The sequence below is a fragment of the Paenibacillus sp. TCA20 genome, assembly GCF_000732325.1.
GTDB lineage: Bacteria > Bacillota > Bacilli > Paenibacillales > Paenibacillaceae > Paenibacillus > Paenibacillus urinalis.
Map to the genome: position 1 here is coordinate 26,755 of NZ_BBIW01000012.1, position 23,171 is coordinate 49,925.

The window sequence follows — 23,171 nt, forward strand, 5'->3', positions numbered from 1 at the left end:
CAGGAGCTTGTATCATGAACAATCAACAATTGCTTGAACTGTTATATCAAATGTCAGGCCAGGAATTAATGTATAGGGAAGATGAGAGAATTTGGACTAATGAGGGGACCCCAGCTTGGAATGCAACCCGAACTGTTGAAAGCTTAACGGATACGGCTGTGATCCCATTTCTCCATCGTTTGTTAGAAGAGAACAGCAAAGAAGAGAGTTTCAAACGCAATATATATTTTATGCTTGGTAAAATCGGATCAAATACGGGTGATACCCGTGTTGTTGATGTTCTAATAGAACGGCTTGATATGGAAACAAACAAGTATACTTTGAGCTCGATACTCGATCAAATCGCAGAGCAGGATAAGGTTCCGGAATGTACACCTATTATAAAATGGATTCAAGATGATCGCTGGCTTGTACGGCACTCAGCAATTTTGGCATTGAAAAAATGCAATAGTGAAGCCAGCGAGACGGCTCTTCTGGGAGTAATAAAGAACTCGAGCGATGCGAACGATCTCTGCTATGCAATGGCCTCCTTGTGTAAGGCAGGCTCTGCCAGATCGATTCCTTATCTTCTCACTCGATTGGAGCACGATCAGGGTGAGGTAAGAAGTGCAGTAATTCGCGCACTAGATGCGCTAGGAGATTCTTCGCATCTTCCGATCTTTATTGAAGCCTTAAAGGATCGCTCACCTGCTGTAAAATCCTATGCTGTGACTGCTATTCATCATCACGGTGACGATACAGCCGTCGATGCAGTTCTAACTCGGGTTAAAAAGATGCTGAGTAGAAAACGGAAGTGGGAAAGCGATGATTTGATTCTTGCTTTGGATTTTTTGAGTCGTTATAAAGATGATCATCATCAAATTCAGAACTTAATTTTATGGATTAAGACTAAAAAGTACGATTATCTCTTTGATGAAGAGAAGCAGCGAGTGTTATCTTTCAGCTTATAAGTACTCTGATTATCTTGAGGAGTGATGGTATGAAAGTGAGACTGAGTAATTACGACGAGGTATGGGTCAGGCGGTTTCAAGAAGAGGCCGATTTTCTGATGAACCTGTTTGGCGGTGAGATTATAAACATTGAGCATTTTGGAAGCACCGCAGTTCCCGGTTTAATGGCCAAGCCTGTAATTGATATGATCTGTATCGTGAATCAGATTGATCGGGTTGACCGCTTCAATGATACCATGCATTCGCTGGGGTATGATGTTGCCGGGGATTGGGGAATTCCGGGAAGAAGACTGTTTCGCAAGGGCGGAGAGAACAGAACTCATCATATTCATTTTTATCAAGCAGGCAATCCGCATATTGAGCGGCATCTCGTGTTGAGAGACTATTTGAGAAGCCATCCTGAGGAAGCAGAAAGATACGGCAGATTTAAAGAGGAACTGGCTCAGCGCTATGAGCATACAAGTGAGTACAGCCCGGCCAAAAAAGCTTATGTGACGGAAATGGAGCAGCTCGCGCTTGCTTGGTATAGAGAATCACAGTGTAGAACAGATGAATAACATTCATTTGCACCCCATTGATATTGAAGCGCATCGTATTGGGCATTAAGCTACAAAAGTTCGGAAAGAGCGAGAAGCTATGTTAATACATTGTACAGATTGAGAGGACCAGTCCAAAATGATACAAAGTGAAGAGGAATTCCGTTGTCTATTAGCAAAAAGAGATGGAGGCAAAGTCACATACGGTTATGAACTAAGAAGTAAACTGGAAAAAGATCGTATACTGGAATCGTTCTTAGAGCAGATGGGACATAATGCGGAGAATGTATGGCAATTCAGGCATATCGAGAAGGCTTATGCAGCAAAAATTCTGACTTATGCTATTTCCACAAATATGACTCACGATATAGATTTACCGAGTAAGTCATGGGCTGAGGAGTTAAGTGCCTATTTTGTAGATCAATTTCAGCCAGAAGTGATGTTTTATACAAATGGACATTTTGATTCGAACGGTGATCTTCTTAAGCTCTACTCTTGGGCAACCATAAGCAAATCTAAATGGAATACAATAGATACGGGTGTTATCGCTTTAGATAATGATAAAATTGGAATCTTATGGGCGATGGACCCTTTATAATCGAATTATTACATATAGAAGCGATGAAAAAAATAATGACTGTCATATTTTCAAAATAAAGAAGGAGCAGCTTGCCGGGTTGGCAGTTGCTCCATTTTTTCAAAAGAAACCCTAATTATACCCGATTTTTGTATACCCGCATGGCAAAGAAGTAGGAGACGATGGTTATCCCGACACACCATGCAAGAGCGACCCAGATATCGTTGCCTACGGGTGTACCGGACAATAATGCACGGATGGTTTCAACGATCGAAGTCACCGGTTGGTTCTCGGCGAAGGCGCGAACGACCGTCGGCATCGTATCGGTGGGAACAAACGCCGAGCTAATGAATGGCAGGAAGATCAGTGGATAGGAGAAGGCACTTGCGCCTTCGACTGAATTTGCGGACAGTCCGGCAATCACCGCGACCCAGGTTAGAGCCAGCGTGAACAAGATGAGTATTCCGGCAACTGCAAGCCAAGGGAGTATACCCGCCTGCGAGCGAAAACCCATAATAAGCGCTACAAGAATGATGACGATAACAGATAGAACATTGGATACGACCGAGGTTAGAACATGCCCCCATAGTAAGGCGGAACGGGATATTGGCATCGTGTTAAAACGCTCGATAATGCCTCGCTGCTTATCCAGAAACAGACGGTAAGCCGTATAAGATATACCGCTGGCGATCGCAATCAGCAGGATGCCGGGCAGCAGGTAGTTAACATAGTTATCGGTATCGGTTTGAATTGCACCGCCAAATACATAAACGAACAACAGCATCATGGCAATAGTTGTGATGCAGACGGTGATGATGGTGTCCATACTGCGGAAAATATGCCGCATGGAACGGCCAAGCATAACACCCATATCGCTGAAAAAGTGCTTTTTTGTCATTTCCATTTTACTTTTCCCCCTTAGTTCCGACGATGGCGAGGAAGATTTCCTCGAGTGAAGGCTGTTTCTCGACATACTCCACCTTTGCAGATGGGAACAGCTGTTTAAGCTCGGTAAGCGTACCGCTCGCGATAATTCGGCCCTCGTGCAATATGGCAATTCGGTCGGCAAGCTGTTCTGCCTCCTCCAAATACTGCGTGGTGAGCAGCACCGTCTTGCCTCCGTCAGCCAATTCTTTTACAGTCTTCCACACTTCGATGCGCGCCTCAGGATCAAGTCCGGTGGTTGGTTCATCCAGGAAGATAACCTCCGGATTTCCCACAAGGCTCAGGGCGATGTCCAGTCTGCGCCGCATTCCACCGGAATACGTAGATACTCTGCGGTCGGCTGCATCGGTCAGGCCAAAACGTGTCAGCAGCTCAGCAGCTACCTGGCGTGGATTTTTGAGATATCGCAGCTTGGCGATCATAATCAGATTTTCTCGTCCGGTCAAAATTTCATCCACGGCGGCAAATTGTCCGGTTAGACTGATCGACTGGCGTACCTTATTAGGATCAGCAGCTACATCGAATCCATTCACGTTCGCGGTTCCGCTGTCTTGCTTGAGCAGTGTTGTGAGAATTCTGACCGTTGTTGTTTTACCAGCCCCGTTGGAGCCGAGCAGGGCAAAGATGCTGCCCTTTTCAACCTCAAAATCGACCCCCTTTAGGACTTGATGCTGCTTGTAGGACTTTTGAAGACCTGTAACCTTAATAGATAGGCTGCTCATACGTTTTCTCCTCCTTATTTATCGAACTGTCACTTTGGACAAATCGGCTTCTAGGCCTTTAAGTGATGCGTAAGTCAGTTTATCCATGACTGCACCTTCGAAATTGATCGTTTTGATGGCTCGGTAATATTTCTTGGACAGCGGGAACCCTTGGAATGACACATTCCTCAGTGTAGCGCCCTTGAACGAGACCTCGTGCAGCCCCGCTTTGTCAAATTTAACGCCGATAAACGTTTGCCCATCGAAGCACATGCCTCCCAGATCCGATTTACTGAAGTCCGCTCCGTCGAAGATACAATTCTGGAAAGTAGTTTCTCTAAGGTAGGCCATACTCAGATTGACGTCCATCAGTCTTGTATTTAAGAATTTGGCTCCGGCCAGCCACGACTTGCTGAAGTTGGTACGTACAAGGATCGATTTATGGAAGCGGCCATTTGCAAGATCAAGTGTGGAAAAGTTACAGTCTGTAAGGTTTGCTCCGTCGAAAATCGCATCGCGTACATTGCTAGAATGAAACGAGCTGCCGGCCAAATCTGCATTCGTGAAGTCAGATCCTTGCAGAACGCTTGATGAGAAATTTCCTTTGTGGGCGGTGACGCCGGCAAAATCGCTCTGAGGCAGGTTGCTCGCCTTTAAGTTAGTCACTACCTGCCGCTCCAGCGAGCGGGAGAGGTTAGCCACCTCGATCACGGTTTGTTCAATATCTCCGATGCTGTCAATAGTCATTGCAAAGGCAGTATCATCATCCTTGCCTTCAGCCTTTAGTTCACGGTACCGCTCCTCCAGATCGAAGAGCAGATCGCTCTTTAATTCGGTAACGCTCTTCACTCCATCATAGGGTGCAAACACACTGTTCAAGTAACTCGACAGCTTCTCGTTCATAACAAACATCTCCTTATAATAAATTTTCAAGCACTCGCTTGGCGTATTCCCAGTTGTCTTTGTTGCGGACATAGATGGACTTGCCTTTCTCGGTAATTCTGAAATATTTACGTCTTCCACCCTGAGATTCGTCACCCCAGTACCATTCGATCTCGCCATCATTTTCTAATCGCCGGACGCTGGAGTACATCGTCGCTTCCTTTAATTCATACTCGCCTTCCGAGCGCTCGGCAATCATCTTGACGATCTCATAGCCATAACGGTCAGCTTCGGATAATAGTCGCAATATCATGGTATCTGTGTGTCCGCGAAGTAAATCTGAAGTAATCTTGTTCTTACTCATATTTATCTCCTCCGTTAACTGTATAGTACATCAAAGTACTTTGACAGTCAAGGTAGTATTTTAAATAAAATACTTAATTCGTAATAAATGTACTTCTGTCATGGGTTTTATGCAGAGCTGCGGTTGTTGAAGCTGGGGTAGTCGATGGATGAATCATATGTCTGCTGCAGCAAAAGAAAAACATCTGCATTAGAGCATGGAGAGAAAAGACGAGGGGGATAAATTATGTTTTAATGATTGAATAAGAGATATCCATTCATTTCATTGTCAGAAAGGATTCATTTATTAGGAGGTGGGTTTGGTGCTATATATATTTAGCGGTTTGCCAGCTACCGGGAAATCGACGTTGTCTTCTATGCTGGCTCGTGAGTTACGTGCAGTGTATCTCCGGGTGGATGTTGTAGAGCAGGCTATGCGGGATGCTGGAGCGAAGGTTGATGGACCGGAAGGCTACATTGTGTGTTATGCGTTGGCCTCCCAGAATCTCCGGCTTGGTCTCAACGTCATTGCAGATACGGTGAATCCGATCCCAATCACACGCGAAGCTTGGCGCAATGCAGCTGAGTCGGTTAAAGCTCCTTTTGTGGAAATTGAAGTAGTCTGCTCTGACCAAAATGAACATAGGCAGCGAGTCGAAACGCGTGCAGTAGATATTCCGGGCCTCGTTTTTCCAGCGTGGGAGCAGGTCATACATCGGGAGTATGACGCTTGGGACCGAGACCGCATCGTTATCGATACAGCTCATCAAACGGCAGCCGATAGCTTTGAGCAGTTGTGTCAGCAATTAGAAGGAGTTCGCGGGCAAATTAGTTGATGGTTGTGTTGGGGACAAAAATAGAGAGCAGCACACAGTGACAGTCACTGTTGCTGCTCTTCTTTTACTAAGTGCCGGGCTTCTTCACGACAGGAATCCACATCTCAATCTCATATAAGCTGCTGAAAAGATAAGATAGTAAGAACAGCGCCGAATGCTAGAAGACAAATCCCTCTTATTTTGATGTTAACCAGATCGGTTTCCCCATCTTCATCAACATATCGATCAAAAGGCCAAGCATCAGGGTTTCTTAAGGCTCGAATCCCCATGACAAGTGACAGAATACCAATGAGGAAAAACCATATAAAGAAAAACAAGTTGATCACTCCTTTCTATACAAAACGTATGAAATGAGGAAAAGTTAAAATTCCTATATGTAAAAAGTTTGGAGGCCATATGAAAAGAGCTAGGCAATCGATCTAACCGAGTTCATTGATGAGTTTTTGCCCCAAATTAAAGAGGATGGCATTAAACCTTCAATTTTCTTTAATAATGAAGATTCTGCAGTATTGGACATCGATCCTTTCATTCAAGATAAAGAAACAGAATTGGAAAATTACTAACAAAGAAAGAACTAAGGTTATTGCATTAACATAAGTTAATTTCTTCCATATGTGTTAGTATAGTTGGTGTTCAATTTTAGCTTGCTCGAAAGAATGACTAACTTAAGCACGTTGAAATTAGGGGGAAGAACAATGGCAATCTATTTTGTAAGGCATGGTGCGGATGATGAAGGATATCGAGGGGGCTGGAGCCAAAGGGGTCTGAATATTGAAGGCTATAGGCAATCGGAGAAACTGGGCAGGTATTTAAAAGATAACAAGAGCACTCATCCAATCCATCGGATCGTTAGCAGTGACTTGCAGAGAGCACTGGATACGGCGAATGAACTGGCTAAGGATCTGAATTTGTCCGTCGAAAGCAGCAGGGATTGGAGAGAAATGAATAATGGAGTTATTGCCGGAATGCCTCATGAAATCGTCAACGAACGATATCCAGGGCTGTATTTTTCGAGCTTAAGAATGGATGAACGGTATCCTGGCGGTGAGAGCCCAATGGAATTTTACATGCGAATTCAAGAGACCTTCAATTCCTTATGCGAAGAACAATCCAAGGAGCATATGGAGAACATTCTTGTGGTAACTCATGGCGGGGTTATTAATATCGTATATCATATCTTGAAAGGCTTAGAATGGACGAATAAAAATAATAAGTTCCCGGCTTCCAATACAGGCATTCATAAATTGGAGAATATCAATGGCCAATGGCAAACAACAATTGAAAATGGTCTGGAGCACTTAACGGAGCAGGATTAGACCCTGCTCCATTTTTTATGATTTTTTTATGTTCCGATTTGCTTTAACATATTTCAGCTGAGCCACAATAATGACGCTGATAATCACAAGGAGAAACCAGGAGCTGATCTTGCTGAAGCTCACCAGCTGCCAGGTGTCATGCTGATCAGGATACTTCCATCCATTAAAGAACGTTGCAATATTTTCCGCTGTCCAGATGAAGAAGCCCACAATAAGGAAGGCAAGCGTCAAAGGCATTCGGTAGGTTTTAGATCGTACCCGATAGATGATCCATGTCTTCCAGAACACAATGAACACAAGCAGAGTCAGCCACCAGCGATAATCGGGGATGAAATGATGTGTGAAGAAATTAAGATATATAGCTCCTCCTAGCAGCATCGACGACAGTGTTCCAGGCCATCCCGTCATGTCCATTCGCAGTCTCCGCCATATTTGACACATAAAGCTGGCTACACTTGCATACATAAATCCACTGTAGAGTGGAACTCCGAAGAGTTTCGTATATCCAGGCTCGGGATATGACCACGATCCCATCCATACCTTATACAGCTCCAGTACCAAGCCAATGACGTGAAATACACAGATGACCTTGATCTCATCCATCGTTTCCAGTCCGCTGCGGTACATGAAATATTGCACAGCGAGCAATATCAATAGAATGGCGTCGTACCGGTAGAGGAAAGGGATCTCAATCACACTGGTTATGGCCAGCGTTGCGAAGATCGCGACAGGGAATATACAGCTCATCGCCTGATGATATCCAAAATGGAGCAGCTGTACGATCGATTTCAAGTGATGTTGTCTCCTTTCGATTCTTCAATTGAATAGGCCTGCAATCAAGCTTAGCCTGATCCATGCTAGAATCTCATTTCTTATCTTGTATTAATCTTACCTGGGTTATATGTTTGGAAAAATAGAAAATCGCCTGAGGTATTTTTCATGTTTTAAGAAAAGGATAAAGAAAATGGAGATATACTCCTTAGCATAGTTAGCGCAAAAATGAGAGTGTAAACACATAAAGGATTGTGATTCGGAATGTATTATTTTATAATGAGTGAAAACTCACTCAAAAAATTAGGGGTGTAACGGTTTGCCGCGAACCAAGGAGCAATTTGAAGAAATGCGTAATGCGACCAGAGTTAAAATACAATTAGCTGCAATGCAGTTATTCGTTCACCAAGGGTTTGGCTCGACGAATGTTCAACAGATTGCGGATACAGCGGGCATTAGTATTGGGCTCTTATATCGGCATTACAAAACAAAGGAACAATTATTCAACGAATTGGTAGCCTATGCCTTGGAAGGCTTGAAACGTAATATTGTTTCCTTTGAAGCCGATGTATCCCCGAGACAGATAATGGAACAGTTTGTCCACGAAATCTACACCGATTTGATCAATGGGGAGGAGCTGGCCAATTTGCTAATTCTTATTAATCAATCGTTACTAGCAGGTGCTGGCACGACTTCAATTCAATATGACGAGATCATTCAAGTAAATGGCAAACTGCTTAATTCTACAGCAGAGCTTATTCGTAAAGGGCAGCAGCTTGGAGAGTTTCGCTCGGGTGATGCATATGAGATGTCCGTCTTTTTTTATGCGTCGGTCCAGGGTCTGGCTGAGATGAAGGTACTGCTGAAGAGTCGTTTTATCATGCCTTCACCCGCTGTCCTCACCGCATTTTTATTCAAGGAAAGGGAGTGATTTTATCGCGATTCGTGTGGTTAGAGCAGATCAAGCTCAGTTTGATGTGAGAGGTGAGATCTCCGAAATATTTGCAGATGGGTTCTCACAGTGGTTAGGGTACTTCTCCAAAGATAAGAACAAGATTGCAGCAGCATTTGCTCATATGTTTATTCTGAATCAATTCTACGTAGCTGTATCCGAAGGAAAAGTAGTCGGTATAGCTGCTTGTACAAACGGAATATCACACTCCGTCAAGCTGGATAGAACAGAGCTCCGCAAGCATTTGGGCATATATAAAGGCAGTCTTGCCGGTGTTTTTCTAAAGAAGGAGTTTGAAGCTCCTTATATAAATTTCCCGCCAGGCGCAGGTTCTATCGAATTTATAGGAACAAGTGTTGAATATAGAGGTAAAGGTATTGCTTCACAGCTGGTACAGTATATTCTTGAGCATACACCATATCAAATATACTTGATTGAAGAAGTCGCAGATACCAATATTCCGGCCATGAAGTTGTATCAAAAATTAGGCTTTGAAGTATATAAAAGCAAGCCAATACCCGTAAAAAGGGCTGAGAAAATAGGCATCAATCAGATTGTGTCATTGAAATATACGAAAAATGATTAAATACACCACCTAACTTGAAGGCGCTTGTTGCCTTCTTTTTTTGTTGTACATCAAATGACGAAGAGACTTATGAAGTGAAACTGTCGCTCATTAATGGTATCATTGCAGTTACAAGAATTGAAACGTGAAAAGCCAGAAGGAAGGTAACAAAGCGACATGACGACAATGCTGAATCGGAAGAAAATTAAACTGCTGTGTGGCAAGAAGTTCTATGAACGTGGTGAAGAGTACTATAATGCAGGCATGGTAGGTATTACTTTATCGGACGCATCGGCGGGCAATTTTCAGGCGGTTGTTAAAGGCGGCGGCAGAAATAAATATGATGTCTCGATCCAAATGAATGCCGGAGGCGATGTGGAAGCGCAGTGCACTTGCCCTGCCTACACCAATTACAATTATTATTGCAAGCATATTGCGGCTGTCCTTCTTCAGATCAGCGAGATGCAGCAGGAGGGGCGGATTGAAGTGAAGTCTTACCCTTCGTTGCTTCATCCCGAGACCGTCGTTCCAGAGGGACGTTTAACCCCGCGCTTTCACAGAGAAGCGAGTGAGGAGCAGCTTATAGAGGATGTGCTTGCCCTCTTCAGCAGCACGAGCCGAGTGAGTCCGGAAGCCAAATATATTATGGAGACAAGAGAGCCTCTTCGCATAGAGTATTTGATCAGGCCTGTTCCATACGGTTTGAATAAGCAGATGATCGGGCTGGAGATGAAGCTTGGAGCGAAGCGCTTGTATATCGTTCAGCAGATGAAGCAGTTTCTTAGCCGGATGCAGCATGGGGGATCGTATGTCTTCTCGAAGAATTTCACCTATAACCCCGAAGCTCATTATTTCAGACCTCATGACGAAGCGGTGTTGAAAGAGCTCATCCAATTGGAGCGTCAGGAGGAGATGTATCACGAATCGATAAACTCCTATCCGGGACGTGGCAGAAACCAGGACAGGCTGCTGCTGATTCCTCCGCTGGCATGGGAGCGAATCGCGCCCCTGCTCCAGAATGTACCAGAGGCATATACGCAGCAGGAGGAGCAGATATTCAGCGGCGTATCCTGTACAGGCAGCCTGCTGCCCCTGGATTTTGAATTTACGAAGTCGGACACAGATGCAGGCTATGAGCTGACGGCTATGGGGATTCGCGATGTACTGATCCTGCCGGAATATCGGATGACGCTAAAGAACGGTATTTTCTATAAAATGTCGGAGGAATCCGTCAGCCAGATCGCGGGCTTACAGGAGAAGCTCTCACGTGTTCATATTCCCAAGCTCACGATACCTGCCAAGCAGATGAGCCCTTACATGGAGAAGGTCGTTCCGGGTCTGATGCGGCTCGGGCGAGTGCACCTGGCAGAGGAAGTGTCCAGCCACATGGTTCAAGTGCCGATGAAGGCAAGGCTGTATCTGGATCGCGTTCGGGACAAGCTGCTGGCGAGTCTCGAGTTCCAGTACGGAGATGTCGTGATCAATCCGCTGGAGGAGAAGGCGAGGCTCCCGGAGAACAAGATCATTATTCGAGATAAGCCGCAAGAGGAACAAATTATCCGGCTCATGCAAACGAGTGATTTTACTCAGACGGAATCTGGATATTACCTGGAGAATGAGGATGCGGAGTTTGATTTTCTGTATTACACGATGCCTCAGCTTGAGCAGCTACTTGATGTATATGCCACTTCAGCGGTGAAGATCAGAGTACTGTCCGAGCCGATTGCTCCGAAGATTCATATGGACATGGATGAGCGCACCGATTGGATGGAATTCAAATTTGATATTAACGGAATACCGGTGAATGAAATTAAGCACGTGATCGAGAGCGTGGAAGCCAAAAGAAGATATCATAAGCTGTCGAATGGCGCACTCATGCCCTTATCAGCACCAGCCTTTCAAGAGATGGTGAGGCTCATGAACGATATGGGCTTTCGCAAGGGAGAGATCGAGGACTGAATCATGAAGCTTCCGGTCGCTGCAGGACTCCGTGTGATGGACCGGGATCTGGGAGACCAAGTACAGTTTGGCAGCAGATTGAAGGAATTCATGGAGAATCTCGCCCATCCTGAACATATGGATTTCCCTGTTCCTGCCCGGCTGGCTCCTATTCTGCGAGACTATCAGAAGCAGGGATATCTGTGGATGAAGACGCTGGCCTCCTATCGGTTTGGAGGCATTCTGGCAGACGATATGGGGCTAGGCAAAACGCTGCAGAGCATCACCTACATCGTGTCTGAGCTTCAAGCCATCCGCGAGCATAAGCAGCCTGTAATGATCGCTGCGCCTGCCTCACTTATTTACAATTGGAAGAATGAGCTAGAGAAGTTTGCTCCAGAACTCACGACCGTCATCGTAGACGGAAGTAAGCCAGATCGGCTGAGAATGATCCGCGAGCATCATGCGGTAGATGTACTTATCACATCTTATCCGCTTCTGCGAATGGATGCGGATATGTATAGTGAACGGCATTTCCATACCTTTATTATGGATGAAGCCCAGGCGTTCAAGAATTATGCAACCCAAACCGCACATGCGGTAAAAGCAATAAATGCGAGACACCGGTTTGCACTTACCGGGACACCCATTGAGAACAGCCTTGAAGAACTGTGGTCCATCTTTGACGTTGTATTTCCGGAGCTGTTTCAGGGGCGAAAGGCCTTCAACGAGTTATCAAGAGAAGCTATTGCCCGCAGAATTCGTCCATTCCTCCTCCGCCGAGTCAAGGCAGATGTACTTGCGGAGCTGCCGGAGAAGATCGAATCCTTGCACACTTCCGAGCTGCTGACCGAGCAGAAGAAGCTCTATGTTGCCTTCTTGGCCAAGCTGCGGGCTGAGACCGTGAAGCATCTGAGCGAGAAGCAGTTCGATAAGAATCGAATCAAGATCCTGGCCGGCCTAACCCGGCTAAGACAGCTGTGCTGCCACCCAGGGCTGTTTGTGGAAGGCTATCAAGGCAGCTCTGCGAAGTTCGAGCAATTGATGGAGCTGATCGAAGAAAGCCGGAGCGCGGGCAAAAGGGTGCTGCTCTTCTCACAATTTACAGAAATGCTGGGCATCATCGGCAGGGAGCTCGGAGCTCAGGGTATTCCGTTCTTTTATCTGGATGGACAGACACCAGGCCAAGAGCGTGTTGAAATGTGTCAGCGATTTAATGAGGGAGAGAGGGACTTCTTCCTCATATCGCTTAAAGCCGGGGGTACGGGACTTAACTTGACGGGGGCTGATACCGTCATTCTGTATGATCTGTGGTGGAACCCTGCGGTAGAGGACCAGGCAGCGAGCCGGGCACACCGGATGGGACAGAAGAATGTGGTTCAGGTCATCCGGCTGGTGAGCCGCGGTACCGTAGAGGACAAGATGTATGAGCTTCAGCAGCGTAAGAAAAATCTCATAGAAGAAGTGATTCAGCCAGGTCAGGAATCATCATCCACCTTAAGTGAGGAAGAAATCCGCGAAATACTGGCGATATAGCATAGATGATCCTGCATAAAAGAAAAGGATAGAATCGACAGATACCCGCCGTTGTACAGGTATTCGATTCTATCCTTATTTTGCTTTAATTGAGCTTTGATTTATCCTGCTGCTGCTCGAGCTTGAGCTTCTCCGGAGTAACGTCATCTCCGTTCGGATCTACGATGGTCAGTCCGGATATCGTGGACAATACCTGTCCGCGGATCGCCTTCAAATATTCCTCACGAAGCGCCTTCTGTTCGGTAATTTCCTCCGCTGTCAGGCCTTCTTTCTTCTGTTTGCGGCTCAGCTCATTAATTCTATTTAATGAAGGGATCTCCATGGTATCAGCCTTCCTTTCAAGCTACATTGTATCCTGACAGTTTACTGTATGATACGGCTTATTGCAACCCGAAGGGTAGAAGATAGGCTGTTATCTGCTACTCTATAGCTTTGGTTCTGAGCAGCGTAATACTCATTGCAATAAATATGAACCCTGTCGCTTTGTTAAGGATCGTCTTCATCTTGACGTTATTTCTCAGTTTACCCGTTGCTGTGGACGAGAAGGCGGCGATCAGGATGCTCCAGATTCCTCCGGTCAAGCAATATGTAAGACCAAGCACTACAAAAGGCAGTGGCGAAGCATCGCTGCCCGGGGCAATAAATTGCGGCATAAATGCGAGAAAAAACATGGCGACTTTAGGATTGGTTACATTCGTGAAAAGGCCTTGTGTAAATATTTTGGAATTCGATAACTCGGAAGGCGTATCTACAGGTCCACCATGAGACTTAGCCTTAGGCGATGCCTTGTCGATCAGCATTCGAATGCCGAGATACGCTAGATAAATTGCACCTACAACCTTGATGACATTGAACAGAACAGCAGAGCTCATCAAGATCACGGATAAACCGAACGCAGCAAGCAGTGTATGCACAACGCCCCCTGCCGTAATGCCAAGCGCCGAAACAATGCCCGCCCGCTTCCCCTGAGCCACACTTCTGCCAAGAACATACATCGTATCAGGCCCTGGCGTAATATTGAGCAGGATGGACGAGATCAGAAATACTTCGAAGTTAATAATACCCAGCATGTGGAGCCCTCCTTTGTTGTAAATATCATAATTCATGTTTACCAATTTGTGTAGACAATCGAGTCTTTACAAAACAGGAGAAAGCAGTATAATGGGTTACGATTGGAACAGCATAATCGAAATACAGCACTAGGGGTGCCTTAACTGGCTGAGAGACCAATACGTCGATGATATGGACGATGGCGGTTAACCCTTTACACCCGATCTAGATCATACTAGCGTGGGGAAGTGCGGGGATATGAAATGATATAGGCCCGGAACCGGCATCCGATCTGACACAAGCTTCAGTTCAGATCAAGCAAAATTCAGGGCATTACATTTTATTGAGCTGCACTCACTCAGGGGTGCAGCTCTTTTTTGTGTTGTTTCAGCAATACGAACCTGAGGAGATGGAGTAATGAGTACAGAAGTATGTGGAACAAGTCGAATCGTGGGCTGTCGTTTTTCGCTATATCCGATGAGCGATCGGTTTGTTGATATTATTCTTGGTGCAATCCAAGAGGCGGATACCTCCAAGGTATGGACAGAGACCGGTGATGTAAGTACCTGCGTACGCGGCAGGCTTGAGCATGTTTTTGACGTTATGAAGGCGATTTATCTGCATGCAGCCAAGACAGGCGAGCACGTGGTGTTCAGCGGCACCTTCTCTATTGGCTGTCCGGGTGATTCGGCGGGTGATGTATACATGTCAGAGGATGCTGTCCGAATGAATGAAGACATCGTATCCTCTATCCGTATTGAAGGAGCAGCGGAATATGCCCTATACGCTCTCGGAGAGCCGGAATACATGAAGAAGATTGCGAACGTCGTTGATATTGCGAAGGAGGATGGCAGCTACGGCGGAGGTATTCATTACGCTACACGCCTAGAAGGGGATGTACATACGATCTTCAAGACACTGGAGCAATCCTTTGAAGTGACGCAGGAATCGGTGTCCCATGTCGTAATGACCGTAACGCTGTCCTGCAACAGTCCTTCTAATAAGAAGCAAGGGAAGGCGGAATAACGTATGGGAGCCTGGAAGCTGCGTGACATTATCGTATTAAGCTCATTGTCCGTTGTATTTGCCGTCATTTATCTCGTATTTTTACAAATTGGCAATCTGCTCACCGGTGTCATGGGACCGATGGGTTATGAGGTGATCTTCGGAATCTGGTTCATTGTCTCCATTATTGCTGCCTATATTATCCGCAAGCCAGGGGCGGCCTTTTTGTCCGAAACTATTGCTGGCATTATTGAAGTACTGATTGGAAACACAACCGGTCCTATTCTTATCGTATCGGCGATGATTCAAGGTCTTGGAGCAGAAATGGTCTTTGCAGCGGTTCGTTATCGTAAATATTCGCTGCCCGTCCTGATGCTGTCAGGTATAGGGGCAGCAGTGTTCAGCTTCGCCTGGGGCTACTTCCGGTCCGGCTTTGCTGCATTATCACCTGAATTTGTCATCGCCATGCTGGCGGTACGGATCATCAGCGGAGCAATTCTGGCCGGTCTGCTCGGAAAATGGATTGCGGATGCACTGGTTCGTACGGGTGTGCTGCGAAGCTTCCCGGTTGCCAAAGCAGCAGCCCGGTCACACAAAGCATAATGGTACTCCACACGGACAAAGATCAACCTGTCGATGAGACTTGCAGGTCCGCTGCTGCCATTGAAGTGAGAGATTTGACTCTTCAGTATGAGGAAGAAGCTCCGCTTATATTAAATGGGATCACATTCGACTTGATTCCAGGTGAGATGCTGCTGCTCCTGGGACCAAGCGGGAGCGGTAAGAGCTCGCTCGCGCTGTGTCTGAACGGAATTTATCCGCAAGAGATCGAGAGTCTGGTTACGGGAAGCGTCAGGATATGGGGCAGGCCGATGGTAGAGCAGAGTGCAGCATTGCATGCGCAAGCGGTAGGGATTGTCTTTCAAGATGTCGATAGCCAGTTCTGTATGCTGACAGTAGAAGAAGAGGTTGCCTTCTGCTTGGAAAATGTGGAATGTCCACATGAGAGGATCCGCAGCCGAATGGATGAAGCGCTTGAGATGGTTGACCTGCTGCCGTACAGAACGGCTCAGATTCACACTCTCTCCGGCGGCATGAAGCAGCGTCTAGCGATTGCCTGTGCACTCGCGCTTCGCCCCGGCATCCTTGTATTGGATGAGCCGACGGCCAATCTTGACCCGGTGGCTACTCGTAATCTGGCTCAGCTCATCTCATCACTTCGCAAAAAGCATGGAATAACGGTGCTCCTAATCGAGCATCAGCTGGATGCCTGGATGGCAGACATCGATCGTATTGCCCTAATGGATCAGGAAGGACAGATATGCCGAGTGGCTGCACCGAGCGAGTTTTTCTCGAAATATCGTGCTGAACTGGAGCAAATGGGGATTTGGGTGCCTGGCCCAGTGAGCCTGCAGCGGCAGCTAAGTGAATATGTACCGGGATCGGCGGATGTTCTTCCACTCACTGCTGAAGAGCTCATCCATTACTGGGTATCACGTCCTAAGCTTGAGCAAGGGCAGGTAATTGACTACTTGCAGAAGAGCTCTGAGCTATCTCTGTATTCTAGAGGAGATGGAGAGAGACATGCTCCTGTGCTGGAGGCACATGGGATGACATTTTATCGACAGGATCGGCCTGTCATTCAGAATGTCTCTCTGCGGGTGAGAGCAGGTGAATTCATCGCTATAACCGGACCGAATGGAGCAGGGAAGTCTACGCTGGCCGGGCTTCTGTCCGGATTGCTCACGCCTAAGGAAGGGCGGGTTCTTGCTGGCGGAGAGGATATGATCCGGGTGCCGGAGTCTGTCATCCGCAAGCGGGTCGGCCTCGTCTTTCAGCATCCCGAGCATCAGTTCGTTACGGATAAAGTGAGCGAGGAGCTTGCATTTGGACTGCGCCTGCAAGGTAAGTCCGAGGAAGAGGTTCAGCTGAGGACAGCAGAGCTTCTATCCGAGTTCCGGCTGTCTCACCTTGCAGACTACAGTCCCTATGCACTGAGTCAGGGCCAGAAACGAAGACTCAGCGTAGCTTCGATGCTTGTGGAAGAGCAGCAGGTGCTTATATGTGATGAGCCCACCTATGGCCAGGATGCCTATGCATCTCTGAGGCTGCTGGAAGCATTGAAGTCCAGGGTCCGGCAAGGACTTACGGTCATTATGATCACACATGATATGGAATGGGTCCGCGCTTACGCTACTCGTGTGATTGTGATGATGGAAGGAAAGATAGAGCTGGACGACAGCCTGTCAGCACTGTGGCACTGGCCTGAGGAGCGACTTGCTGAGGCGAAGCTGGTGCTGCCGCTTGAGGTACAGCTGGCAAGAGCATTAGAAATGGACTCTAGCATCAGAACGGAGAAGTTCCCGAATACAGCTGAAGCCCCTGTCCATAATTCAAGTGTGTACGAAGCACTTACAAGTTCAGACGAAGCAAACGCAATCACATTCGAAGCTGGAAGTGCAGTCAAATCAGCCGGAAGTGCTTCCGCTTCTTCTCAGCACGGCGGCTGGAATCTCCATCATATGAATCCGAGTATTAAGGCCCTTGCCGTCACCCTTGGTGTCATACTGCTGTCACTCGCATTTGATCCCTTCACGCAGCTGAGTGCTTTAATCGTAACGATCCTGCTTACGGCGTGGCTTGGCCAAGTATCCTGGCGCAGATGGGTGCTGCTGTTTGCACCATTCTTGATCATGGCCCTCGGCTATGTGTGGACAGCGATTGTCTTTCCGAGAGAGAGCATCGTTATGAATGATGAAGTATGGATCAGGATCGGCGGGTTTGAGGCGGGACGAGAAACGGTGCTTACCGCTCTGTCTCTCGGGCTTCGTACGCTCACCTTCTCTGCGCTCTCGCTCCTGTTCATTCTTACGACAGATCCGGTGAAGCTGATCTTTAGCCTGATGCAGCAGTGCAGGCTGTCCCCGAAGCTCGCTTACGGGATTATGGCAGGTTATCGCTTCTTGCCGCTGTTCCGGGAAGAGCTTGCGACGATGCAGCAGGCCCACCGTATGCGGGGGATTCAGCGGGAGAGGGGAGTGCGCTTTATTCTTCACGCGTTCAAGAGGTACTCGATTCCGCTGCTGGCCAGCAGCATTCGCAAATCCGAGCGGGTAGCTGTCGCCATGGTATCCAGAGGATTCACGGGGAAGCGGGATCGTGATTTTTATTTGAAGCTGCAAGTAAGATGGCAGGATTGGGGCTTCCTGATGATATTGCTGGCGGCGATTTCTCTATGCTTTTTATTGGCCGCACAGCTTGGATATTTGGAATGGTACGGAGGACAGCTGTAACTGGTTAAACATACGAAATAGGAGGATACATGACATTTGTCATACTCATGAGTTGACGTTTATGACTTCAAGGGGTGTCCTTATTCTTCTACAATGGAAGAAGAATAAGGACACGAGTCCAAAGGAGCGCTAAGTTACTTTGCCTGTCCTGCTGTGAAGGAGACGATGTCATGTCTGCATCATTTAAATCCCAGTTAAAAAAGGAAGTAGCTCCTTACGAAAAAACGGAGCTCAAAGCAAGTGTAATTCAAATGGTAAATACGCTTATTCCTTTATTTGTGCTTTGGTATTTGGCCTACGTAAGTTTGTCGGTATCCTACTGGCTCACCTTGCCTATAACTTTGGTTGCTGCCGGTTTTGTCATTCGGACATTCATCATATTTCATGACTGCTGTCATGGTTCTTTCTTCAAAAATAAAAAAGCAAACAACATTGTGGGTACGCTGACGGGTGTGATCTCACTTACCCCTTATATGCAGTGGAAATACAGTCATTCGGTGCACCATGCCTCCAGCGGTAACCTGGATAAACGAGGAATCGGCGATATATGGATGATGACCGTCACCGAATATAATGAATCACCATGGTATACCAAGTTTTATTATCGTGTCTATCGTAATCCGATCATTCTGTTCGGAATCGGTCCGATTGCGGTGTTCTTGCTGCAATATCGATTTAATCGGCGCGGTGCTAAGCGCAAGGAACGCTTAAATACGTATTTAACGAATCTGCTGATCGTGAGTGTATATGCGCTGCTCATTCTGGCCATCGGCTGGAAGGCATTCCTGCTTGTCCAGGTGCCGGTATTTTATTTTGCAAGCATGCTTGGCATTTGGCTGTTCTATGTTCAGCATACCTTTGAGGATTCTTATTTCGAGAGTGAGGAAGAATGGTCTTATATTCAAGCTGCTGTCGAAGGCAGCTCCTATTACAAGCTTCCGAAGCCGCTGCAGTGGATTACGGGTAATATCGGATTCCATCATGTCCACCATCTGAGCCCGAGGGTGCCTAACTACCATTTGGAGGAGGCACACAACGCCACACCGCCTTTGCAGCAAGCTACGACGATTACCGTCCTGGAGAGCTTCAAGGCGATGAGGTTCCGATTGTGGAACGAGGATATGAAGAAATTTGTAACGTTCAGGCAATACAAGAAAGGGCAGCGTCTCAAGGAGCGTGCTCAGCGAGAGCTCGCAGACAAGAAGGCAGCAGCCATTTAAATAGGAAGCATAAGACTTCAGTGCTTATGGTAAGATGACTATAGATAATCATATCTGTAGTCTTTTTATTATTAGGGCTGCAGCGGATGATGAACTCTCGGAAATGAGCAGGTGAACTTAAATGAACAGCATGCATCGCTGGCAGGATATGTTTCGCAAAAATACGGGCCTGAACCCTTATGTATGGCTGGTCTGTTTTATATTGCCGTTTTATTTTATTATCGGATCTTCCTCCAAAGGATATGTTGTATTCGGTGTTCTGCTGATCATCCTCTTCTTCGGCTCGAATCTGCTCGGACTTGTCATGAGGGGATGGCCGGTATACATCTGGTATGGGCTTCAAATCGCGATATCTGTTATGATGGCGCTTATCTTCGGCTTTGTTTATTTTTCACTTTTTCTGGCTTTCTTCATTGGGACGATTCAAAATAAGGCCGGATTTATTACGCTGTATACCGTACATCTTGTCACGACCTTTATTACGATTAATTATTCACTGGCTTCTGCCAATGAAGTGGTCATTAAGCAGCTTCCTTTTGTACTGATCAGTATGATGGCTGTGATACTGCTTCCTGTCAACACCTATAACAAAAATAAACAAGATCGGCTCGAAGGCCAGCTGGAGAATGCGAATAAACGGATCTCCGAGCTGGTCAAGCTAGAAGAACGGCAGAGAATATCGCGTGACCTGCATGATACTTTGGGTCAGAAGCTGTCGCTTATTGGCCTGAAGAGCGAACTGGCGGGCAAGCTAGTTGTCCGTGATCCGAAGCGTGCACAGAGTGAGATGGATGATGTAAGGCAAACGGCACGCACCGCACTGAAGGAAGTGCGCGAGATGGTCACCCAGATGAGAGGGGCGCGGCTGGAGGACGAGCTGTTTCGAATCCGTCAGATTTTGAAGGCGGCTGACATTGAGCTTCATATTGAAGGGGAAGAGCATCTAAGTGACCTCTCTTTAATGAACGAGAATGTGCTCGGAATGTCGCTGAAGGAAGCAGTGACGAATGTGGTCAAGCATAGTGAGGCGACCAGGTGTGACATAACGATCCATCCTGAACGAACCGAGCTGGCAGTTATCATAAAGGATAATGGGCGGGGGATTGGAGAAGCGGCTAAGAAGTCACGGGGCAATGGGCTGCGAGGAATGAAGGAGCGGCTTGAATTTGTGAACGGTAGTCTCCATATTGCGACACATGAAGGAACCGAGCTGCGCATTGCTGTGCCACATGCAGTACTTGCGGCAGAGTGAGATAGGAGTGGGATATCTTGATACGAATTGTAATTGCAGAAGATCAGCGGATGCTGTTAGGGGCTCTCGCATCCCTCTTGGATCTTGAAGAGGATATGGAAGTGATCGGCAGGGCAAATAATGGAGAGGACGCAATTAAGCTCGTCCATCAGTATGAGCCGGATATTTGCATCATGGACATTGAGATGCCGATCAAGAATGGGCTGGACGCCGCAGAGGAAATCAAGGGCAGAGACTGCAAAGTGATTATACTGACTACTTTTGCTCGTACCGGTTATTTTGAGCGCGCCCTAAAGGCAGGGGTCAGCGGATACTTGCTTAAGGACAGTCCAATTGAGGAGCTGGCTCAGACCATTCGGAGTGTCATGTCAGGAAGAAGAATCTATGCGGCTGAGCTGGTTGATGAAGGATACGGCGAGAAGAACCCGCTGACGGATCGGGAGAAGGCCGTGCTTGAGCTGATTGCAGATGGCAAGAATACGAAGGAAATTTCGGATGAGCTGTACATTACGACAGGAACGGTACGCAATTATGTGTCAGTCATTCTGGACAAGCTCGGCGTCAGCAACCGGATTGAGGCGATCAAGCATTTTAAGGAAAAAGGCTGGTTTAAGTAAAAAACACTTCTAATGATTATTCGTGTTACGGCGATATGCAGTATATAACCTCGCGCGTAATGTATCTGATGAATCCGTTATATAGAAGACACAGGCCCCTTGAGATACGTATGAAATGAGCTAACTTGTCTAATGATTATTCCGGTACTTGTCTGTCCTTTGATATGCTGGGACACACGATGCAAGTGAAGGTGCACATTCACGCTGTATCGTGAGGAGCAGTATTCAAATTCTAAATAGAAGGACGGGATGAATGATGAAGACAGTGTTGAAGAAGCGTTTAACGGGAGCCTTGTTGTCTACGACTCTGGTCGCGGCTGCATTTGGCATTTTGCCAGGAAGTATGAATGCGGCTACCACGGTAAATCAAACCATTATTGTACCTGCGGGACAAACTTATGACGGACAGGGGCAGACCTTCGTGGCTAACCCGAGTACGCTTGGGGATGGTGGACAAGGTGAGGGACAGAAGCCGGTATTCAGGCTGGAGGCTGGAGCTACATTAAAGAACGTTATTCTCGGCGCACCTGCAGCGGATGGTGTACATTGTTATGGAAGCTGTAATATTACGAATGTAACATGGCAGGATGTGGGTGAGGACGCATTGACCCTGAAATCCTCCGGAACGGTGAACATTACAGGCGGAGCAGCCTATAAAGCCTACGATAAAGTCTTCCAAGCCAATGCCGCAGGTACATTCAATATCAAGAACTTCAGAGCCGACGATATTGGCAAGCTTGTTCGTCAGAATGGCGGAAGCTCCTATAAAGTCGTGATGAATGTAGACAGCTCGGATATTTCGAACGTCAAGGATTCTATTCTGCGAACCGACAGCAGCACGTCCACTGGTAAGATTACGAATACCCGATATCATGATGTACCTACCCTATTTAAGGGCTTTGCTTCTGGAAATACGTCACAGTCAGGGAATACCCCATACTGAGGCTTGAGTTTTTAGACATTTAGATCCTAAATGTTGAAAATGTATGGAATTTCAGACTCATATATGCTATGATTTATAAGGTTCGATTGTTTGGAAAAGTGTTACACACGCTCGCCCGGGTCATGTCTATCGATCCGGTGCGGGCTCTTTTATGATTAAGGAGGATTGAATTTTACGTGATATCGCTAAGCCATGTCAGCAAGACATTCGGGGCAGGGAAGCATGGCAGTGGCTTGACCGTCGTTGATGATGTGTCTCTTCATATTGAGCAAGGGTCCATTCACGGCATTATCGGGGCAAGCGGCGCGGGAAAGTCTACTCTTCTTCGTATGATGAATGTATTGGAAAGGCCGGATCAGGGACAAGTCTATATGGGAGATCAGGAGCTGACCCGGATGAAGGAAGGCGAGCTGCGGGAAGCGCGAAGAAAGATCGGAATGATCTTTCAGCATTTCAATCTGCTGTCTAATCGAACTGTGCATGGGAATGTTGCGGTTCCGCTTGAGCTTGCTGGTGTCTCCCGAGAGGAACGCAATCAGCGGGTTCAGGAATACTTGCAGTTTGTCGGTCTCTCGGACAAGGCGGCACAATATCCGGCTCAGCTCAGCGGAGGGCAGAAGCAGCGGGTAGCCATTGCCAGGGCGCTTGCAAATCAGCCCCAGGTACTGCTCTGTGATGAACCGACCTCGGCACTTGATCCGAAGACAACAGGCGGTGTGCTGGAGCTGCTGGAGCATGTCAACAGGGAAATGGGCATTACCATCGTGATCGTTACGCATGAGGTATCTGTTGTGGAGCGGCTGTGCCAATCGGTTTCCTTCATGGACTCGGGCAAAATCCTTCGGACCGTAGAGCTGGCAGAGGGTGCATTGCCTCCAGATATGCTGGCCTGGTACGAGGAGCAGGAAGCAGGTGACGAGCGTTGAGTGATTTTTTTATAGGAC

The 23,171-nt window shown here is 47.0% G+C and carries 24 protein-coding genes and 1 riboswitch; of the genes, 17 read left to right on the plus strand and 7 right to left on the minus strand.

The features are described from left to right. Window positions 1-14: 14 nt before the first annotated feature. The 3 genes from TCA2_RS19945 (at window position 15) to TCA2_RS19955 (ending at window position 2,084) form a co-directional block, all read left to right on the plus strand. On the plus strand, window positions 15-950 hold the full coding sequence (locus TCA2_RS19945; RefSeq protein WP_047913376.1) for a HEAT repeat domain-containing protein: 936 nt from the start codon (window positions 15-17) through the stop codon (window positions 948-950). Between the two features lie 29 nt (window positions 951-979). Next, window positions 980-1,507, plus strand: coding sequence for a GrpB family protein (locus TCA2_RS19950; RefSeq protein WP_047913377.1), 528 nt, complete (start codon window positions 980-982; stop codon window positions 1,505-1,507). A 118-nt stretch (window positions 1,508-1,625) separates the two neighbouring features. Then, on the plus strand, window positions 1,626-2,084 hold the full coding sequence (locus tag TCA2_RS19955) for a hypothetical protein (RefSeq protein WP_047913378.1): 459 nt from the start codon (window positions 1,626-1,628) through the stop codon (window positions 2,082-2,084). A gap of 115 nt (window positions 2,085-2,199) precedes the next feature. On the opposite strand, the gene TCA2_RS19960 is transcribed toward TCA2_RS19955, so the two are convergent. The 4 genes from TCA2_RS19960 to TCA2_RS19975 are packed head-to-tail and all read right to left on the minus strand — an operon-like array spanning window position 2,200 to window position 4,955. Then, window positions 2,200-2,967: an ABC transporter permease gene (locus tag TCA2_RS19960; protein ID WP_047913379.1), complete on the minus strand. Its 768-nt coding sequence runs from the start codon at window positions 2,965-2,967 to the stop codon at window positions 2,200-2,202. 1 nt (window position 2,968) lies between these two features. Then, window positions 2,969-3,730 (minus strand): ABC transporter ATP-binding protein, encoded by a 762-nt coding sequence (locus TCA2_RS19965; RefSeq protein WP_047913380.1) that lies wholly within the window; start codon window positions 3,728-3,730, stop codon window positions 2,969-2,971. 18 nt (window positions 3,731-3,748) lie between these two features. Further along, complete coding sequence (locus TCA2_RS19970) at window positions 3,749-4,612, minus strand: pentapeptide repeat-containing protein (protein WP_047913381.1); 864 nt, start codon at window positions 4,610-4,612, stop codon at window positions 3,749-3,751. A gap of 13 nt (window positions 4,613-4,625) precedes the next feature. Next, window positions 4,626-4,955 carry a PadR family transcriptional regulator gene (locus TCA2_RS19975; RefSeq protein WP_047913382.1) on the minus strand — a complete coding sequence of 110 codons (330 nt, stop codon included), beginning with the start codon at window positions 4,953-4,955 and terminating at the stop codon, window positions 4,626-4,628. Between the two features lie 301 nt (window positions 4,956-5,256). Here TCA2_RS19975 and TCA2_RS19980 point away from each other — a divergent pair, with 301 nt between their 5' ends. Beyond that, entirely contained in the window at window positions 5,257-5,769 is a 513-nt protein-coding gene (locus tag TCA2_RS19980; protein WP_047913383.1) for an AAA family ATPase, read from the plus strand. A gap of 695 nt (window positions 5,770-6,464) precedes the next feature. Then, the gene (locus TCA2_RS19990; protein ID WP_047913385.1) at window positions 6,465-7,085 is read left to right on the plus strand and encodes a histidine phosphatase family protein; all 621 of its coding nucleotides are present in this window, start codon (window positions 6,465-6,467) and stop codon (window positions 7,083-7,085) included. 15 nt (window positions 7,086-7,100) lie between these two features. On the opposite strand, the gene TCA2_RS19995 is transcribed toward TCA2_RS19990, so the two are convergent. Then, entirely contained in the window at window positions 7,101-7,877 is a 777-nt protein-coding gene (locus TCA2_RS19995) for a DUF817 domain-containing protein (protein WP_047913386.1), read from the minus strand. 298 nt (window positions 7,878-8,175) lie between these two features. Between TCA2_RS19995 and TCA2_RS20000 the strand changes: the two genes are divergently transcribed. The 4 genes from TCA2_RS20000 (at window position 8,176) to TCA2_RS28085 (ending at window position 12,847) form a co-directional block, all read left to right on the plus strand. Then, the gene (locus TCA2_RS20000; RefSeq protein WP_047913387.1) at window positions 8,176-8,787 is read left to right on the plus strand and encodes a TetR/AcrR family transcriptional regulator; all 612 of its coding nucleotides are present in this window, start codon (window positions 8,176-8,178) and stop codon (window positions 8,785-8,787) included. Between the two features lie 10 nt (window positions 8,788-8,797). Continuing rightward, window positions 8,798-9,394, plus strand: coding sequence for an N-acetyltransferase (locus tag TCA2_RS20005; protein ID WP_047913388.1), 597 nt, complete (start codon window positions 8,798-8,800; stop codon window positions 9,392-9,394). Window positions 9,395-9,550: 156 nt separating this feature from the next. Then, window positions 9,551-11,332, plus strand: coding sequence for an SNF2 helicase associated domain-containing protein (locus TCA2_RS28080; protein WP_370510371.1), 1,782 nt, complete (start codon window positions 9,551-9,553; stop codon window positions 11,330-11,332). Window positions 11,333-11,335: 3 nt separating this feature from the next. Continuing rightward, complete coding sequence (locus tag TCA2_RS28085; RefSeq protein ID WP_370510372.1) at window positions 11,336-12,847, plus strand: DEAD/DEAH box helicase; 1,512 nt, start codon at window positions 11,336-11,338, stop codon at window positions 12,845-12,847. A gap of 85 nt (window positions 12,848-12,932) precedes the next feature. Here the strand turns inward: TCA2_RS28085 and TCA2_RS20015 are convergent, their stop codons facing one another. Both TCA2_RS20015 and TCA2_RS20020 read right to left on the minus strand, forming a co-directional pair. Next, window positions 12,933-13,169, minus strand: a complete 237-nt coding sequence (locus TCA2_RS20015) for a DUF896 domain-containing protein (protein ID WP_047913389.1) — start codon at window positions 13,167-13,169, stop codon at window positions 12,933-12,935. Window positions 13,170-13,266: 97 nt separating this feature from the next. Further along, complete coding sequence (locus tag TCA2_RS20020; RefSeq protein WP_047913390.1) at window positions 13,267-13,917, minus strand: LysE family translocator; 651 nt, start codon at window positions 13,915-13,917, stop codon at window positions 13,267-13,269. 121 nt (window positions 13,918-14,038) lie between these two features. Next, window positions 14,039-14,161: riboswitch (TPP riboswitch) on the plus strand. 153 nt (window positions 14,162-14,314) lie between these two features. Between TCA2_RS20020 and TCA2_RS20025 the strand changes: the two genes are divergently transcribed. From TCA2_RS20025 to TCA2_RS20060, 8 genes are all read left to right on the plus strand, one after another. Further along, on the plus strand, window positions 14,315-14,923 hold the full coding sequence (locus tag TCA2_RS20025; RefSeq protein ID WP_047913391.1) for a YkoF family thiamine/hydroxymethylpyrimidine-binding protein: 609 nt from the start codon (window positions 14,315-14,317) through the stop codon (window positions 14,921-14,923). Between the two features lie 3 nt (window positions 14,924-14,926). Next, window positions 14,927-15,505: an ECF transporter S component gene (locus TCA2_RS20030; protein WP_047913392.1), complete on the plus strand. Its 579-nt coding sequence runs from the start codon at window positions 14,927-14,929 to the stop codon at window positions 15,503-15,505. Next, window positions 15,505-18,195 carry an energy-coupling factor transporter ATPase gene (locus tag TCA2_RS26370; RefSeq protein WP_052512243.1) on the plus strand — a complete coding sequence of 897 codons (2,691 nt, stop codon included), beginning with the start codon at window positions 15,505-15,507 and terminating at the stop codon, window positions 18,193-18,195. Before TCA2_RS20030 ends, TCA2_RS26370 begins: the two co-directional genes overlap by 1 nt. Before the next feature lie 170 nt (window positions 18,196-18,365). After that, window positions 18,366-19,415 (plus strand): fatty acid desaturase, encoded by a 1,050-nt coding sequence (locus TCA2_RS20040; protein WP_047913393.1) that lies wholly within the window; start codon window positions 18,366-18,368, stop codon window positions 19,413-19,415. A gap of 130 nt (window positions 19,416-19,545) precedes the next feature. Continuing rightward, a complete protein-coding gene (locus TCA2_RS20045; RefSeq protein ID WP_047913479.1) occupies window positions 19,546-20,667 on the plus strand; it encodes a sensor histidine kinase in 1,122 nt (373 codons plus the stop codon). Window positions 20,668-20,684: 17 nt separating this feature from the next. Continuing rightward, the gene (locus TCA2_RS20050) at window positions 20,685-21,284 is read left to right on the plus strand and encodes a response regulator transcription factor (protein WP_047913394.1); all 600 of its coding nucleotides are present in this window, start codon (window positions 20,685-20,687) and stop codon (window positions 21,282-21,284) included. A gap of 253 nt (window positions 21,285-21,537) precedes the next feature. Beyond that, the gene (locus TCA2_RS20055) at window positions 21,538-22,227 is read left to right on the plus strand and encodes a pectate lyase (protein ID WP_370510373.1); all 690 of its coding nucleotides are present in this window, start codon (window positions 21,538-21,540) and stop codon (window positions 22,225-22,227) included. Between the two features lie 176 nt (window positions 22,228-22,403). Next, window positions 22,404-23,153: a methionine ABC transporter ATP-binding protein gene (locus TCA2_RS20060; protein ID WP_052512244.1), complete on the plus strand. Its 750-nt coding sequence runs from the start codon at window positions 22,404-22,406 to the stop codon at window positions 23,151-23,153. Window positions 23,154-23,171 lie beyond the last annotated feature (18 nt).